Source organism: Bradyrhizobium elkanii WSM2783 (genome assembly GCF_000472865.1).
Classification (GTDB): Bacteria; Pseudomonadota; Alphaproteobacteria; order Rhizobiales; family Xanthobacteraceae; genus Bradyrhizobium; species Bradyrhizobium elkanii_A.
Window position 1 is genome coordinate 1 of the sequence record NZ_AXAP01000051.1, and the last position, 15,035, is coordinate 15,035.

The following is a 15,035-nucleotide window of genomic DNA, read 5'->3' on the forward strand; positions in this document are numbered from 1 at the left end:
TGGGTCCCGTGCAACAAAAAGCACGGGGGTAGGACCACAGGTTCAACCGAAGCATTCCGGCTTTCCCTGCGCGATGGTTTACGGCTTACTTCGTGCTCTCCCCGGTGACCGGGCTTTCTTGCCACCGTCGCTCTGTTCAACGAACAGAACTTAGCGCCAGCGTCGGGGCGCCAGGACCACACGACTTCGCCGTCCGCTGATGTCGCGTTCGTCTGTCGCAACACCTGCGTCCACCGCATCTCACCGCAACGTTCGTGACGATCGCGAGCCGCCCCTCATTCGGATGAGACGCGCGGAGTTAAATCATTGATTTGCCCGACGGCGGAAGCGGAATGTTTTTCGCGCGAGGGGTGGACGAGGCAAATCACGTTGATTGGATTAAGGAAAATCGCGCGAGCGATATGACGGAGCAAGTGCTGAACTTCACCGTGCTCTACCCATCCTACATTTTTCGCCTGTCCAACTCCCGTCCCGTCTCCAGCATCAATTGGCGGAGCCAGATCGAGCCGGGGTCCATCTGGGCGCGGGTGGGATAGAACATGTATTGTTCGTCCATGCCGGGATCGAGCGGCGGCGTCACGGCCAGCAATGACAATTGCCTGGCGAGCGCTGCGATCAGGCGGCGCGGCACGAAGGCGACGAGGTCGGTGCGGGCTGTGACATGCAGCGCCTCGATATAGCCAGGCACGACAAGAGCGATGCGCCGCTCGATGCCCTTGGAGCGCAACCAGCCATCGATCAGGTCCTCGTTCTGGCCGCGGATCACGACGGCGACATGCCTCGCCGCCAGGAACGCTTCGCACTTCTTCAACCTCGCGCCCACGGGATGGCCGCGGCGCACCGCGAGCGCGTCGCTGTCGACATAGAGGCGCTGGCGGTGGAAGCCCTTGAAGGCGTCGCCGATCGAGATCACGAGATCGATGGTGCGGGCGAACTCGGCGGTGAAGATCGCGGGCCCCCGCCACGGCACCACGTCGATCGTCACATGCGGCGCAACGCGCGTGATCTTCTCCATCAATGGCGGCATCAGGAGTTCGACCGCAAGGTCCGGCATCATCAGCCGGAAATGCCGATCGCTGCTGATGGCGTCGAACGCGTCGGGAACGAACAGCGCGCGCACCTGGTCCAGCGCCTGCGCCAGGGGCGCGCGCAACGCCTGCGCCCGCGGCGTCAGCTCCATGCGCGCGCCGCTCCGCACCAGGAGTGGATCGCCGATCAGGTCGCGCAGGCGCTGCAGCGCGTGGCTTGTGGCCGGCTGTGACAGACGAAGCCGCATCGCGGCGCGGCTGACACTGGCTTCTCGCAGCAGCGCGTCGAGCGCGATCAGGAGATTGAGGTCGAGCGAATTCAAATTCATCTGACGAATAGATATCATATCGGCTATCGATTTGAAGAATGATCTCTGTCGCGGCACAAGGAGGCGTATTCAGTCAGCCACCGGAGAAGCCGCCATGAGCGCAGCCGACAACAAGAAATTGATGCAGCGGATCTTTGCCGCCGCCGGAAATCCCGATCCCGCGGCGCGCGACCGCGCGCTGTTCGCCGCGAGCCTTGCCGAGGATGCGATATGGACGGTGACGGAACAGTATTCCTGGTCGCGCACCTTCAGCGGCAAGCAATCGATCCTCAACGATCTGCACGGCCACGTCCGTTCGCTATTGGCGGAACGGGCGCGCACCGTCGCCCACCGCTTCATCGCCGACGGCGACCATGTCGTGGTCGAAGGCAAGGGCGACAACGTCACCAAGGACGGCGTTCGCTACGACAATGACTATTGCCTGGTGTTCCGGCTCGAGGACGGCAAGATCAAGGAGATCAGGGAATATTGCGATTCGGTGTTGACCGAGAAGGCGTTGGGGCAGTTTCCGGCGCCGCAGGTTCGTGCCGTGCGTTGAGGCTTCATTCCGGGTTCTCGCTTCGCGAGCCCCGGAATGACGGAAGCAATTGGTTGGGGTGGCGGAGCACGGCGCGGTGCGCGTTTGCCCACCCTACGATGCTAACCGTCGCTGGTGCCTACCGCACACCATAGCGCGTGAAGTCGCTGCCGATCTTGACCTGGATCGTCTTTGCCGATGCGATATCGGCGTTGCTGCCCGCTTTGTCGCCCGTCTTCAGCCTGGCAAGCCCGCGCCCATAGAGTGCGCTCGCCAGCTTCGGATCGAGTTGCAGCGCAGAGCTGTAATCATCGATAGCCGCGTCGAATTTGCCCATTTTGAGATAGATCAGCCCGCGTGAGTCATATGTCGCGGCGTTGTTCGACGCTAATTGAAGCGCCTTGTTGCAGTCCTCCAGTGCCGCCTCCAGTGCGCCGAGGATGGCCTGCGTCCAACAGCGTCCGCTCCACACGGCTTCCAAATCGGGTTCGAGACGAATTGCCTCGTCATAATCCCGCGCCGCGCGATCGTATTCGTGCTTTTTCAGATAGGCTCTGGCACGGTTGGCGAAAGCGCTGCCATAGCTGGGATTGATCTGGATCGCGCCATCGAGAGCTTTGATGGCGAGATCGTATTCGCCTTTCTTCAAATAAGCCGCGCCGCGATTGTTGAAGGCCTTGACGTAGGTTGGATTGAGCTGGATCGATTGATCGAAATCCTGGATGGCGCGGTCGTAGTCTCCCTGTGCCGCATAGGCGTTGCCACGATTGTTGTAGGCGATTGCCAAGGCAGCTGTCTTGCCGTGACCGGAAGCGATGAGCGCCGTGCAGCCATTGACACGGGCTTCAAGCGAGGCGTGATCCGTGCCGTTGCACAACGCAATGTCGGTCAGATAGTTGCTCTTCTTCGCATCCTCCTGCGCCGCCGCGGGTGAGCCGAGCAGCAGCAGGATGAGCATGCATGCGACGCCGTCAACGATGCCTCCCCTCGTACTGGCGTCCATATCAGGCTTCCTGATTTTGGAAATTGAGGAATCCGCGGTCATCAGTTTTCCGCGGAAAGGCGTCACGTCCTGCTGGGGCCCTGCGCCGAGGCTGACTTCGGAATAAATCGGTCTAGCACCCTCGGCAGATATTCAGATTGGACTTGCGATTGGCTTTCTGTTCGGACTGCTGCGCTGCAGATGGGCCGGACTTTTTCGTAAGCTTGTTCTTGCCCTCTTCGATAAGGGTTGAAAACTTGACTGTCCCGTCATCCGAAATTTCGACATGTGGAGTCGTGCCCCGAATACCCATCGTTGCGACTGGGGTATCGACCTTCATGTCGCCGGACTTCGCGATATTGCCGGCGACAAACGTAAGTGTTCCGTTGGTCAGATTGAACAAGGTCGAGTTGGATTTCCCATTCGGGTCGTACACGAATTCGTCCAACGCCATGCGGGCGTTGCTCGATAGTTTGAACGAACTGCCGTCGGCAAAGTTGATCCCGACCCGGCCATCGGCTCCGGTCCGGACCACATCGCCGAGGTAAACGATATCACCCACCTTCGTCTGGACGATCTGGCCGGCGACATTTGCCTGAATGACCATCGCACCCGCATGCTCTATCGTTACCGAGCCGGTCGTGGTTACAACTGTTCCGATGGGTTTCGCTGATGCGAGATCCTGAACAGCGGGCGCGGGAGGATTGGTCTGCGCATCGGCCGCATCAACCAAAAGGCTGGCCAACGCCAGAGCCAAACTCGCCACCGACGCGATAATCGTATGCGTGCGCATGATCCCCTTCCTGAGAAGATCCTTTTTGCCGCGTGACAGTCCGCTGACTTCAATGGTCAGCCGGGTCGCTATAATCCATGCAGTACGTACGGTGTCAGGGCGGCCATGGCTGGCCACCTCATTTAAATTTTCGTCATACTAGGCCCCGAGCCGGTTCAATGCTACCAAAAGGTTTCATCTTGAGGGGCAGCGCGCCAGAGCAGGAAAACGACGTGCTCCAGGGAAAAGTGATTTAATTCATGCACCGGAAGATTTAATTCATGCATTGAATGCATCGGATGTTACGGATAGGTTTGATTAAATTTGGATCAGGATGTTGCGGCGGGCTAGCCTAGGGTTGCCGACGCGAGGATTGTTTTGACTTGATGGCGTAGGCAAAGCCAGAGCAAGAAAAGTGCGGCACCACGCTGGGCCTGAAAGTACTCAGCAGGCGAGGTCGAAGCCATGTTCGTTGCGTCTTGCGTCGAGTCCGGGGGCGACCGCAACGCCATTGTCGCCCAGCTTCGCCAGATCATAGGCCATGTTCAGATCGCGATCGGTTGCTGCACCCTCAGCCGTGCGACCGGCATCGCCGTTCCACTCACGGCTGGCGATCCCGTTTATCAGGGAGACGTGATCGAGACGGCGGACGACGCGCAGGTCGGACTTCGCTTTATCGACGGCACCGTGTTCAACCTCTCTCCCGGCACCCGTCTGGTGTTGAACGAATTGATCTGTGATGCCGACGGCACCTCGCATTCGGCCCTGTTTGGCGTGACCAGAGGCACCTTCGCTTTCGTTGCCGGACGGGTGGCAACGACGGGCTGCCTCACGGTTGATACGCCTGTTGGAAGCATTCGGGGCCGCGCTCATGGCGGCGGGATCGGCACGTTGACGCTCGCGGCGCTGGCCTTCGCCGTCATGAACGAAGTCCATGCCGCAGAGCCGGACGTCACATATCTCGATGACGACAGCATCGCATACAAGGATCTCGAGCATGGCGTATTCGAGCTCGTGACCAAAGAGCCGATCCCGCGACACATCATTGTCGAGGATCCCGGAGAGACGACCATCCTGAGCAGGAGAGGGTCCTCGGTCAGCGTCAACCAGACCGCGAATAGTGCGACTCGCATGGAGGAGTTGCATGCCGCCCAGCAGGACGTGCTGGCTAATTTCGCGAAGGAACAGGTGGCGCCCGGGTCGAGCACGCCTCCCTCGACGATCAATGTGCTGCCGGTGCAGCCGATCAATTTTATTCAGACCGACATTCTCCAGATCCATAATTCGCTCCCGCCGCTGCCATCGTCGACGGTAGTTCCTGATCTGTTTGTCCTGCGTTCGCCGCCGGTGTTCACCCTCGCGGCGGGACCGACGGAAATCGATACATCGGTGTTTGACCACTTCTCCGCAACGAGCGGAGCTTTCGTTGCCAGCAGCTCCAACGGTGCTGCCCTGACCTTCGGCATCAGTGGCGGAATCGCCGGCAGCACGGTGCTGGGAGGGGTGACATACGATGTATCGAGCGCCGGTCCCTATGGCAGGCTCTACCTCAACAGCGCGACGGGCGCCTACACCTTCGTTCCGGACAGCGGCGCGATCAATGCGCTGACCGCGCCGACGACCGCGAGCTTCATTATCACGGTGTCAGACGGCACACTCTCGTCCAATCAGGTCTTCACGATCGCCATCGATGGCGTCAACGACGCGGCCATCATTTCGGGCTCCACGACCGGCGCGGTGATCGAGGCAGGCGGCGCTGGGTCCGATATGCCTGCCGCAACCGGCACGCTTACCGACGTTGACGTCGACAATCCGCCGAATACCTTCACGGTGGTCAGCTCGAAGGCGAGCGCCGGCGGCTACGGCACCTTCACGGTGACGGCGGCCGGCGTGTGGACCTACACGGTCAACGAGGCCAACCACGCGGTGCAGGCGCTCAATGTTGGCGACCATCTGACCGACACCTTCATCGTGACCACCGTGGATGGCACCCCTCAGGTGGTGACGATCACCATCAACGGCACCAATGACGCGGCCATCATCTCCGGCGCGACGACCGGCTCGGTGATCGAGGCGCCGGGCAAGCTGACCACGACCGGCACGCTGACCGATAGCGATGTCGACAATGCGCCCAACACCTTCACGGCGGTCACTTCGCCGACGGCAAGTCATGGCGGCTATGGCACTTTCACGATGACCGCGGCCGGTGTCTGGACCTATACGCTCAACGACGCCAACCACGCGGTGCAGGCGCTCAATGTCGGCGACCACCTGACCGACACCTTCACGGTGACCACCGCGGACGGCACCGCGCAAGTGGTGACGATCACCATCAACGGCACCAACGACGCGGCCGTCATTTCCGGCGCCACCACCGGCTGCGTGATCGAGGCCGGGGGCGTCGCCAATGCCAAGCCGGGCGTGCCGACCGCGACCGGCGCGCTCGCCGCCACCGACGTCGACAATCCGCCCGATCTTTTCACGGCGGTCAGTTCGCCGACGGCAAGTCATGGCGGCTACGGCACCTTCACGATGACGGCGGCCGGCGTGTGGACATACACGCTCGACAACGCCAACGGCGCGGTGCAGGCGCTCAACGTGTGCGACCACCTGACCGACAGCTTCACGGTGACCAGCATCGACGGCACCGCGCAGGTGGTGACGATCACCATCCACGGCACCAACGACGCGGCCGTGGTTTCGGGCACGACGACCGGCACGGTGATCGAAGCTGGCTGCGATACGCCCGGCACGCCAACCGCGACCGGCGCGCTTACCGATACCGACGTTGATAATCCGGCGAATACCTTCACCGCGGTCTGCTCCCCGATGAAGAGCGATGGCGGCTATGGCACTTTCACGATGACGGGGGCCGGCGTGTGGACCTACACGCTCGACAATAGCAACTGCACGGTGCGGGCGCTCGACGCCTGCGACCACCTGACCGACACCTTCACGGTGAAGACCATAGATGGCACCACGCAGGTGGTGACGATCACCATCAAGGGCACCAGCGACGCAGACCCCAGGGATTTCGACCATTTGGCCACGGGGAAGATCGAGGCTGCACCGAGTTCCACCGTTGCATTGAATGACAAAACCGACAAGGAGCTACCGACGAACGGCGGCTCTTCTGATGCCGCCGGGACTCATGGCGATGCAATCGATGGCGGCTCAACCGGCGGGCCTTCGGGTTTGGCGCCATCCTCTGTTGCTGAGGGGGTGTTTGGCTCAGGGCCGGCCGGTGCGCGGCTCGGAGACTCATTCCACTTCAAGGCGACGAGCTACGATCCTGGAGCTTCGAATGGCTTCGACCTCGGAAATGTGGGCCACGGCCCGGCATCGAGCAGTCATCCCGAAGGCGCTGCAGCAATCCACGGACCGGAGGCAGCACAGGCAATCGAGGCGTCGCTGCATGGACAACACACGGCCGATCATTATGGCCCGGCTTCCGAGCTTGTCGGGAGCGCCGCGGTCACCCACGGGATGCACGATCTGATGATCTGACGGAATCAGGTGGGCACGGCGCGTGGTTTCCTTGCTCCCGCGCGCCTGTCCACCTGGCCGACCTCGCGCGCCGGCATACGCCGGCGCGCCGAAAGGGCGGTTAAGCCACCTTGGTTTTGAGGTGGCCGAACATGAAGTTCTTCGCTTCCTCGTCCAGCTCGGCCTTGAAGGTGAACTTGTCCTTCAATGCGATCGCGCGTGCGGCGGCCGGCCGCGCGGTGATCTCGTCGACCAGGCGCTTGACGTTCGGGTACTTGGCGTAAGCTTCCTCGCCGAGCACGAACGACCCCAGCCGTGCCCAGCCCCAGAGCGCCATGTCGACGATCGTGTAGGTGTCGCCGACCATGTAGCGGCTCTTGGCGAGGTGGTCGTCGAGAATCTTGTAGTGGCGGTTCGCCTCGTATTGGTAGCGGTTGTGTGCGTATTCCAGCTCCTTTGGCGCCACCGTCTTGAAATGCACCGCCTGACCCGAATAGGGGCCGAGGCCGGTGGCGATGAACATCAGCCAGGACAGCATCTGCGCGCGGCTCGCCGGCGTATTGGCGGGCAGGAATTTTCCGGTTTTCTCGGCGAGGTAGAGCAGGATCGCGTTGGAATCGAACACGAACACGCCGTCATCGTCGATCGCCGGCACCTTGGCGTTCGGGTTGACCTTCAAAAATTCCGGCTTGAACTGCTCGCCCTTGCGGGTGTCGACCGGTATTGCCTCGAAGGCGAGGCCGGACTCTTCCAGGAACAGTGCGACCTTGTTCGGGTTCGGTGCTCCGTTGAAGTAGAATTTGAGCATCTCAAAGGCTCCGTTTGTTTTGTTGCCGACCAAATCGGGACGCGAGCCGCATGGGCCGCGGGCCGCACTCATGCGCCACATCGGGCGGAGCGCGCAAGCGATGAATTTGTGAAAGCGCCTCGGGCGGCTTGGCGATCAGCCGAAGTACATAAAGCCAACCGCGCTGGCGACGATCAGCGCAATCCCTGCTGCGTCCAGCAGCGCGGCGAAGCGCGTCGCGGTTTGCAGATCGGTGGCGTGAGCGGCACGCTCGGCGCTGCGCCCACAGCCGTGCGTAATGATGTCCTCGGTGAACTGGCCATGCGCCTCCAATGCGCTCGTCAGTCCGACGGAGACCAAGAGGACGCCGAAGATGCCGAGGCCGAAAAAGCCGAGCAGGCCAAAAAGCAATATCGGGAACATGCCGACAAAGAATATCGGCAACAGCGGCACAAGCAGCAACGTCTCGGATTGTCTGCGCATCGGGCAATCCAATCGAAACAGCGACCAGTTGTTGGATGCTAGGCCCTTTGTTCGCGCCGAATCAAGGCAAGAGCGTTCAACACGGCGTCATCGTGGCTTGGTGTGCAGCTTAGCTTGTTGGCCCGGAAGCACAGAAGCCAACAGGACTTCTTTCGTCATTCCGGGATGCGCCGTCAGGTGCAGGCCCGGAATCCATTGTGCCTCAGGCGCAGGTGGTGAAATGGATTCCGGGTTCTCGCTTCGCGAGCCCCGGAATGACGGAGGATATTGAGGAGGCTCAGCCCACGGCCATCCCGGAGCGGATTTCGGCGCGCAGTTCGTCGATCAGCCTGAGGCCGTTCTTGGTCTCGACGTGCCAGAAGGTCCAGCCGTTGCAGGCACCGGAGCCTTGGGCGACCGCGCCGATGCGGTGGATCGAGCCGACCTTGTCCCCGAGCATGATGGCGCCGTCGGCCCGCACGAGGGCACCGACCCGTTTCTTGGCGTCGACCAGCTTGGCACCCGGCATGATCATGCCGCGCTCGATCAGTTCGGAGAAGGCGACGCGCGGCGCCTCGCGCGCGGTCATGAACGGGGCGAGCGTTTCCTGCGGCAGCGGCTCGATGGCGGCGATGCGCGCTTCGGCCGCGGCGGCATAGGCGGCGTCGCGCTCGATGCCGAGATAGCGGCGGCCGAGACGTTTTGCCACGGCGCCGGTGGTGCCGGTGCCATTGAAGGGATCGAGCACGAGGTCGCCGGGCTTCGAGGAGGAGAGCAGCACGCGCGCGAGAAGCTGTTCGGGCTTCTGGGTCGGATGCACCTTCTTGCCGTCCTTGCCCTTGAGGCGCTCTTCGCCGGTGCAGAGCGGGATCAGCCAGTCGGAACGCGCCTGCACGTCCTCGTTCGCTGCCTTCAGCACTTCGTAATTGAAGGTATAGCCCTTGGCCTTCTCGTCACGCGCGGCCCAGATCATGGTCTCGTGCGCATTGGTGAAGCGGCGGCCGCGGAAATTCGGCATCGGGTTCGACTTGCGCCAGACGATATCGTTCAGGAGCCAGAAGCCGAGGTCCTGCATGATGGCGCCGACGCGGAAGATATTGTGATAGGAGCCGATCACCCAGATCGTCGCCGACGGCTTCATGACGCGGCGCGCGGCGAGCAGCCAGGCGCGCGTGAAGTCGTCATAGGCGGCAAAGGAGGAGAACTTGTCCCAGTCGTCATTGACGGCATCGACATGGGATTCGTCGGGGCGTTTGAGGTCGCCCTTGAGCTGCAGATTGTAGGGTGGGTCTGCGAACACGACGTCGACAGAACCGGCTGCAAGCTTCGACATCTCGGCGACGCAATCGCCTATGACGATTCGACTCGGAGACGTGGATTCAAATTTAGTGCGGGGCGCCCTTGCAGACGCCCCGCGACGCGACTCAACCATGACTCATAACTCTGACTCAGGCGACGCTGTCGGCGACGCGGGACTAAACAACCGACTGGCGACACCATGATCCGCCAAAGTAAAAATCGACTTAATCGAAAATGCCGCGCGACAAGTTCTGCGCATTTCGATCGTGCGTTTTCGGATTTGAAATCGAGTGCTGCCTCGCAGCATGCGTTATGCGAATTGCGCCAGCGACGGCGGAATCGGACATCGAGTTCGTTGCAGGCAAGCTCATGCGATTCGTGAAGACGTTGGCCGCATCAGCCATGTGCAGATGGCGCGCCGTCGCACTAGGCAATAATTGCCGGGCAGGCTATTGATTAACGGAACGGAAATTTTACGTCTGTTCCGCGTTTACACAGGTTAGGACTTAAGGGAAAACCGCCATGCGTTACGATGATTTCCGTCGCAGCGACGACATCGAGGATCGTCGCGACCAGGGTGGCGGCGGAGGCGGCGGCGGCTTCGGCATCCCCATGGGCGGCGGCGGGCTCGGCATCGGCACCATCATCGTGCTCGGCCTGCTCGGCTACGCCTTCGGCATCGACCCGCGCATCCTGATCGGCGGCGCCGAAATCCTGACCGGCGGCGGACAGGCGCCGACCTACCAGACCGATCGCCGGACGGCGTCCGGCAAGACCGGCGCGCCGACCGACGAAATGGGCAGCATGATCTCCGGCATCCTGGGCGAGATCGACGATCGCTGGACCGAGATCTTCCAGGCCAATGGCCAGACCTTCACCGGTCCGAAGATCGTCTTGTTCCGCAACGCCACCAATGGCGGCCGCTGCGGCATGGCGCAGTCGGCGATGGGGCCGTTCTACTGCCCGCCGGATAAGACCATCTATCTCGACACCGCCTTCTTCCGCGAGGTCGAGACGCGGTTCCGTGGCTGCTCGGGCAGCGCCTGCCAGTTCACCGCGGCCTATATCATCGCCCATGAGGCGGGCCATCACGTGCAGAACCTGCTCGGCATCATCCCGCGCGTGACGCGGCTGCAACAGGCGGCCGACAGCAAGGCCGAGGCCAATGCGCTGCAGGTGAAGGTCGAGCTGCAGGCCGACTGCCTCTCCGGCGTCTGGGTCAACCGCGAGGAGAAGAAGCGGCCGGGCTTCCTCGAGGCTGGCGACATCGACGCGGCACTCAAGACGGCAACCGCAATCGGCGACGATACGCTGCAGCGCCAGGCGACGGGCAGGGTGGTGCCGGACTCCTTCACCCACGGCTCGGCGCAGCAGCGGCGGCAATGGTTCATGACCGGCTACCAGCAAGGCACGGTGTCGGCCTGCAACACCTTTGGTGCCGGGGCGCTGTGAGAATTGGATGGTGATCGTCAAGCCCGGGCATGACGGGGAGAATAAGTGTTATGGCCTCGATCGATGAAACGAAACCGTTCATTCCACTTAATATCGCGGTGCTGACGGTTTCCGACACCCGCGCGCTCGCCGACGACAAGTCCGGAACGACTCTGGCGGATCGCATCACGGCCGCCGGCCACAAGCTCGCGGCGCGCGAGATCGTCACCGACGACGTCGAGGCGATTCGCACGGTCGTGGCGCGCTGGATCGCTGACGCCGGCGTCGATGCGATCATCACCACTGGCGGCACCGGCTTCACCGGCCGGGATGTGACGCCGGAAGCGATCGAGCCGCTGTTCGAGAAACGGATGGACGGTTTCTCGATCGCCTTCCACATGCTGAGCCACGCCAAGATCGGCGTCTCGACGATCCAGAGCCGCGCCACCGCAGGCGTTGCGGGCGCGACCTACATCTTCTGCCTGCCCGGCTCGCCCGGCGCCTGCCGCGACGGCTGGGACGGCATTCTGGCGGCGCAGCTCGACTACCGCACGCGCCCCTGCAATTTCGTCGAGATCATGCCGCGGCTGGACGAGCACCTGCGCCGGCCGAAGGCGCAAGGCGCGACGGTTTAGGTTGAGCACCGCTTGTGGGTGATCCTTAGCAGCCGCGCCCACAACGCGCGCATCATATCTCGATAAGCCTCGGCCCTGAGCGCGTGCGCTTGCTTGATATGGAAGGCAAGCAGCTCCGGCGTGACGCGCCGCGGTGGACTTCTATTTTGACGCGTTTTCTTCACGCGAAACCGGCGTCCACTTCGCTCGAAAACGCTATGGACCGCGTCAACTTCACAGCGTCCGCTCCCAGGTCTCGCCGACGAGGTCCTGCCCAAAGCTGCGATGCGGCTCGCTTTTCACCAGCACGAAGCCTGCGTCCTCATAGATTTTTCGCGCGGCGATCAGGATGCTCTGGGTCCAGAGCGTGATCTTGCGGTAGCCGCAGGCCCTGGCGAAGCTGATGCATTCGCCAACCAGCCGCCTGCCGAGCCCCTGGCCGCGCCCGGCCGGGTCGATCAAGAGCAGCCTGAGCTTGGCGACGTCGTCGGAATGCCTGACCAGGAACACCGAGCCGACCGGCGCACCTTCGAGGTCGGCGATCCAGCAGCGTTCGCGCGAGGCGTCGAACGAGGTCAGGAATTCTGCGACGATCTCGGCGACCAGCGCCTCGAAGGATGAATCGAAGCCGTATTCGCTGGCGTAGAGCGCGCCATGGCTCTGCGCCACCCAGCCCATATCGCCCGGCCGCGGATCGCGCAGCACCGCGCGCGACGGCTGGGTCTCGCCGAGCAGCCGCTCGATCGTGCCCATTGCTCCGGTCAGGCGGACGCGATCGTCCGGCTGAAGCCGTGCCAGCATCGCCGCCACCTCGTCATGCGAGGTGCGGTTGATCCTGGTAAAGGTCTGCCGCCCCTTTGCGGTGAGGCCGAGCTGGTATTGCCGGCGGTCGGAGGCGAGCGGGCGTCGGGTCAAAAGCCCGTCCTCGTCGAATTTCTGCAGGATGCGGCTGAGATAGCCGGGATCGAGCCCGAGCTCGGTCCCGATCTCCTTTGCCGATATCTCCTCGCGATGGGCCAGCTCATAAAGCACCCGCGCCTCGCTGAGCGAGAACGGGCTTTTCAATAAATGCTGGTCGAGGACGCCGAGCTTGCGGGTGTAGAAGCGATTGAACGCCCGCACCGCGGCGATTTGGGTTTCGGAATCCGGCTCTGACATAGGGGCACCTCAATAATTGCCATTGTCAAATAATTATTTGACTTTGGCAAGTATCAGGCGCTGTCACTCCGGGGCGCGCGAAGCGCGAGCTATGATATGCAATTGCACATCAGAGAATCCATTTACCCACTTGGCTTGCGGCCCGATGTATTCCGGGCCTGCGCCTTTGGCGCATCCCGGAATGACGAGGGAAGCGCAAGGAACTACGCCACGATGATCCGGCTGCGCAGCATGGTGCGGGAGGAGCGGCCGAGCTGCCGCAATAGCCGCGCCTCGGAGCGGGGAGCATCCGGGCGGTAGCCGCCGAGCTGCTCATAGTGATCGCGCGCGATCAGGAGGCCCTGTTCGGCAGTCGGGCCGGTCAGCATGCGGGCGACGAACTTGAAGCTGTCGCGCAGGCGTGCGTCGGCGTAGGGCGAGCGGGCGTAGCGGAAGATGCCGGCGCGCGGCCGGCCGCTCATCGCGACGCCCTGGATGAACTGGGCGGTCTCCTCGATCCAGCCGCTGTCGAGTACGGCGCCGGCATGCAGGAACATCAGCCAGGGCGAGCGCGCCTGACGGGCGCCGGCCGCCAGCGCTGCGGCGCGACTGCCGTCGAAGGCCATGAAGCGGCAGCCGGCGACATCGGCGACGCGCTCGATCACGTCGCTCTTGGCGCCGTCCTTGGCGCGATCGACCAGCAGCACCTCTTTCACGACTCCGGCCGCGGCGCCCGGCACCAGCGCCGCAAGGGTGGCGACTGCGGTCCGCTCGTCGCCCTCGGTCGGAATAATCACGCTCAACATCGACAGAGGCTTCGTTGGCTCAAAATGGGTGGAAAGCTCGAAAATTGTTATCACCTTGTCACAATCAAAACAGCCGTAAGGGTGCAGTTTTTTGCGGCAGCGCCGCTGTGGAATTTCGCGAATGCGTTCTTGATTTGTTCTCGCGACGTGCTAGCTTCGGAGCATGAGCCGAGCATCCTCTCATGCCCTCAAGCACCCGCCGGTGACGGCGCCCTCCACACCGGCGGGTGCGCCCTCCGCGTTTCCCGAACTCGCGGTCGCGATCGAGCGCGAACGGCGGCGCGGCCGCGGCGCGCAATCCAATGCCAGCGGCCGTTACGAGGCCGAGGCGCGCGTTACGTTCGACGACGGCTGGCAAAGCCTGGAAGACCTGCCGCCGTTCAAGACCACTGTCTCGCTCGACACCTCGCGCAAGGTGATCGCGCGCAACGACTCGCCCGATATCGGCTTCGACCGCTCGATCAATCCGTACCGAGGTTGCGAGCATGGCTGCGTCTACTGCTTCGCGCGGCCGACCCATGCCTATCTCGGCCTGTCGCCAGGACTGGATTTCGAATCGAAGCTTTTGGCAAAACCTGATGCGCCGGCGCTGCTCGAGAAGGAGCTCGCCGCGCCGGGCTATGAGCCGCGCATGATCGCGATCGGTACCAACACCGATCCGTACCAGCCGATCGAGCGCGAACACAAGATCATGCGCGGCATCCTCGAAACCCTGGAGCGCGCCGGCCATCCGGTCGGCATCGTCACCAAGTCGGCGCTTGTCGTGCGCGACATCGACATCCTGCAGCGGATGGCGAAGCGCAATCTGGTCAAGGTCGCGCTGTCGGTGACGACGCTCGATGCCAAATTGGCGCGCACCATGGAGCCGCGCGCCTCGACGCCGCCGAAGCGGCTGGAGGCGATCAAGCGACTTTCGGATGCCGGCATCCCCACCACCGTAATGGTGGCGCCCGTGATCCCCGCGCTGAACGATTCGGAGATCGAGCGCATCCTCGATGCGGCGGCGCATGCCGGCGCCAAGGAAGCAAGTTACGTGCTGCTGCGGCTGCCGCTGGAAGTGCGCGACCTGTTCCGGGAATGGCTGCTCGCGAACTACCCGGACCGCTACCGTCACGTCTTCACCCTGATCCGCGATATGCGCGGCGGGCGCGACTACGACTCGCAGTGGGGGACGCGGATGAAGGGCACCGGGCCGATGGCCTGGATGATCGGCCGCAGGTTCGAGATCGCCTGCGAGAAGCTCGGCCTGAACAAGCGCCGCTCGAAGCTGACGACCGAGCATTTCGTCAAGCCCAAGCAGAGCGGCGAGCAATTGAGCCTATTCTGAACACCTCCATTGAATAATGGGGACGAGCGCCGGGTTCCCGGTTGCGCGGCGGCGGCTG

The 15,035-nt window shown here is 62.8% G+C and carries 14 protein-coding genes; 5 read left to right on the plus strand and 9 right to left on the minus strand.

From position 1 onward, the window contains the following. Positions 1 to 442 precede the first annotated feature (442 nt). Positions 443 to 1,357 carry a LysR family transcriptional regulator gene (locus tag YY7_RS0132705; RefSeq protein WP_028166881.1) on the minus strand — a complete coding sequence of 305 codons (915 nt, stop codon included), beginning with the start codon at positions 1,355 to 1,357 and terminating at the stop codon, positions 443 to 445. A gap of 94 nt (positions 1,358 to 1,451) precedes the next feature. Between YY7_RS0132705 and YY7_RS0132710 the strand changes: the two genes are divergently transcribed. Then, positions 1,452 to 1,895, plus strand: a complete 444-nt coding sequence (locus YY7_RS0132710; RefSeq protein ID WP_028166882.1) for a nuclear transport factor 2 family protein — start codon at positions 1,452 to 1,454, stop codon at positions 1,893 to 1,895. A gap of 118 nt (positions 1,896 to 2,013) precedes the next feature. Here YY7_RS0132710 and YY7_RS0132715 read toward each other — a convergent pair whose 3' ends face one another. Both YY7_RS0132715 and YY7_RS0132720 read right to left on the minus strand, forming a co-directional pair. Beyond that, on the minus strand, positions 2,014 to 2,877 hold the full coding sequence (locus YY7_RS0132715; RefSeq protein ID WP_051397051.1) for a tetratricopeptide repeat protein: 864 nt from the start codon (positions 2,875 to 2,877) through the stop codon (positions 2,014 to 2,016). Positions 2,878 to 2,989: 112 nt separating this feature from the next. Then, positions 2,990 to 3,649: a FecR family protein gene (locus YY7_RS0132720; RefSeq protein WP_028166884.1), complete on the minus strand. Its 660-nt coding sequence runs from the start codon at positions 3,647 to 3,649 to the stop codon at positions 2,990 to 2,992. Between the two features lie 444 nt (positions 3,650 to 4,093). Here YY7_RS0132720 and YY7_RS53565 point away from each other — a divergent pair, with 444 nt between their 5' ends. Then, positions 4,094 to 7,135 (plus strand): VCBS domain-containing protein, encoded by a 3,042-nt coding sequence (locus YY7_RS53565; RefSeq protein ID WP_051397052.1) that lies wholly within the window; start codon positions 4,094 to 4,096, stop codon positions 7,133 to 7,135. 100 nt (positions 7,136 to 7,235) lie between these two features. Here the strand turns inward: YY7_RS53565 and YY7_RS0132730 are convergent, their stop codons facing one another. The 3 genes from YY7_RS0132730 to YY7_RS0132740 form a co-directional block, all read right to left on the minus strand. Further along, the gene (locus tag YY7_RS0132730) at positions 7,236 to 7,922 is read right to left on the minus strand and encodes a glutathione S-transferase family protein (RefSeq protein ID WP_028166885.1); all 687 of its coding nucleotides are present in this window, start codon (positions 7,920 to 7,922) and stop codon (positions 7,236 to 7,238) included. A 135-nt stretch (positions 7,923 to 8,057) separates the two neighbouring features. Next, on the minus strand, positions 8,058 to 8,384 hold the full coding sequence (locus tag YY7_RS0132735; RefSeq protein WP_028166886.1) for a hypothetical protein: 327 nt from the start codon (positions 8,382 to 8,384) through the stop codon (positions 8,058 to 8,060). A 277-nt stretch (positions 8,385 to 8,661) separates the two neighbouring features. After that, positions 8,662 to 9,795 carry a site-specific DNA-methyltransferase gene (locus tag YY7_RS0132740; protein ID WP_028166887.1) on the minus strand — a complete coding sequence of 378 codons (1,134 nt, stop codon included), beginning with the start codon at positions 9,793 to 9,795 and terminating at the stop codon, positions 8,662 to 8,664. Between the two features lie 389 nt (positions 9,796 to 10,184). Here YY7_RS0132740 and ypfJ point away from each other — a divergent pair, with 389 nt between their 5' ends. Together ypfJ and moaB are read left to right on the plus strand one after the other, a co-directional pair. Beyond that, positions 10,185 to 11,114, plus strand: a complete 930-nt coding sequence (gene ypfJ / locus YY7_RS0132750) for a KPN_02809 family neutral zinc metallopeptidase (RefSeq protein WP_028166889.1) — start codon at positions 10,185 to 10,187, stop codon at positions 11,112 to 11,114. Positions 11,115 to 11,164: 50 nt separating this feature from the next. After that, positions 11,165 to 11,728, plus strand: coding sequence for a molybdenum cofactor biosynthesis protein B (gene moaB / locus YY7_RS0132755; RefSeq protein WP_028166890.1), 564 nt, complete (start codon positions 11,165 to 11,167; stop codon positions 11,726 to 11,728). Here the strand turns inward: moaB and YY7_RS65235 are convergent. From YY7_RS65235 to YY7_RS0132765, 3 genes are all read right to left on the minus strand, one after another. Next, positions 11,725 to 11,892 (minus strand): RSP_7527 family protein, encoded by a 168-nt coding sequence (locus tag YY7_RS65235; RefSeq protein ID WP_433994542.1) that lies wholly within the window; start codon positions 11,890 to 11,892, stop codon positions 11,725 to 11,727. The two genes, moaB and YY7_RS65235, sit on opposite strands and share 4 nt — an antisense overlap. A 49-nt stretch (positions 11,893 to 11,941) precedes the next feature. Beyond that, positions 11,942 to 12,865: a bifunctional helix-turn-helix transcriptional regulator/GNAT family N-acetyltransferase gene (locus tag YY7_RS0132760; protein WP_028166891.1), complete on the minus strand. Its 924-nt coding sequence runs from the start codon at positions 12,863 to 12,865 to the stop codon at positions 11,942 to 11,944. A gap of 203 nt (positions 12,866 to 13,068) precedes the next feature. Beyond that, on the minus strand, positions 13,069 to 13,650 hold the full coding sequence (locus YY7_RS0132765) for a glycosyltransferase (RefSeq protein WP_028166892.1): 582 nt from the start codon (positions 13,648 to 13,650) through the stop codon (positions 13,069 to 13,071). Between the two features lie 163 nt (positions 13,651 to 13,813). On the opposite strand from YY7_RS0132765, the gene YY7_RS0132770 reads away from it, so the two are divergent. Continuing rightward, positions 13,814 to 14,977: a PA0069 family radical SAM protein gene (locus YY7_RS0132770; RefSeq protein ID WP_028166893.1), complete on the plus strand. Its 1,164-nt coding sequence runs from the start codon at positions 13,814 to 13,816 to the stop codon at positions 14,975 to 14,977. The last annotated feature ends 58 nt before the right edge of the window (positions 14,978 to 15,035 follow it).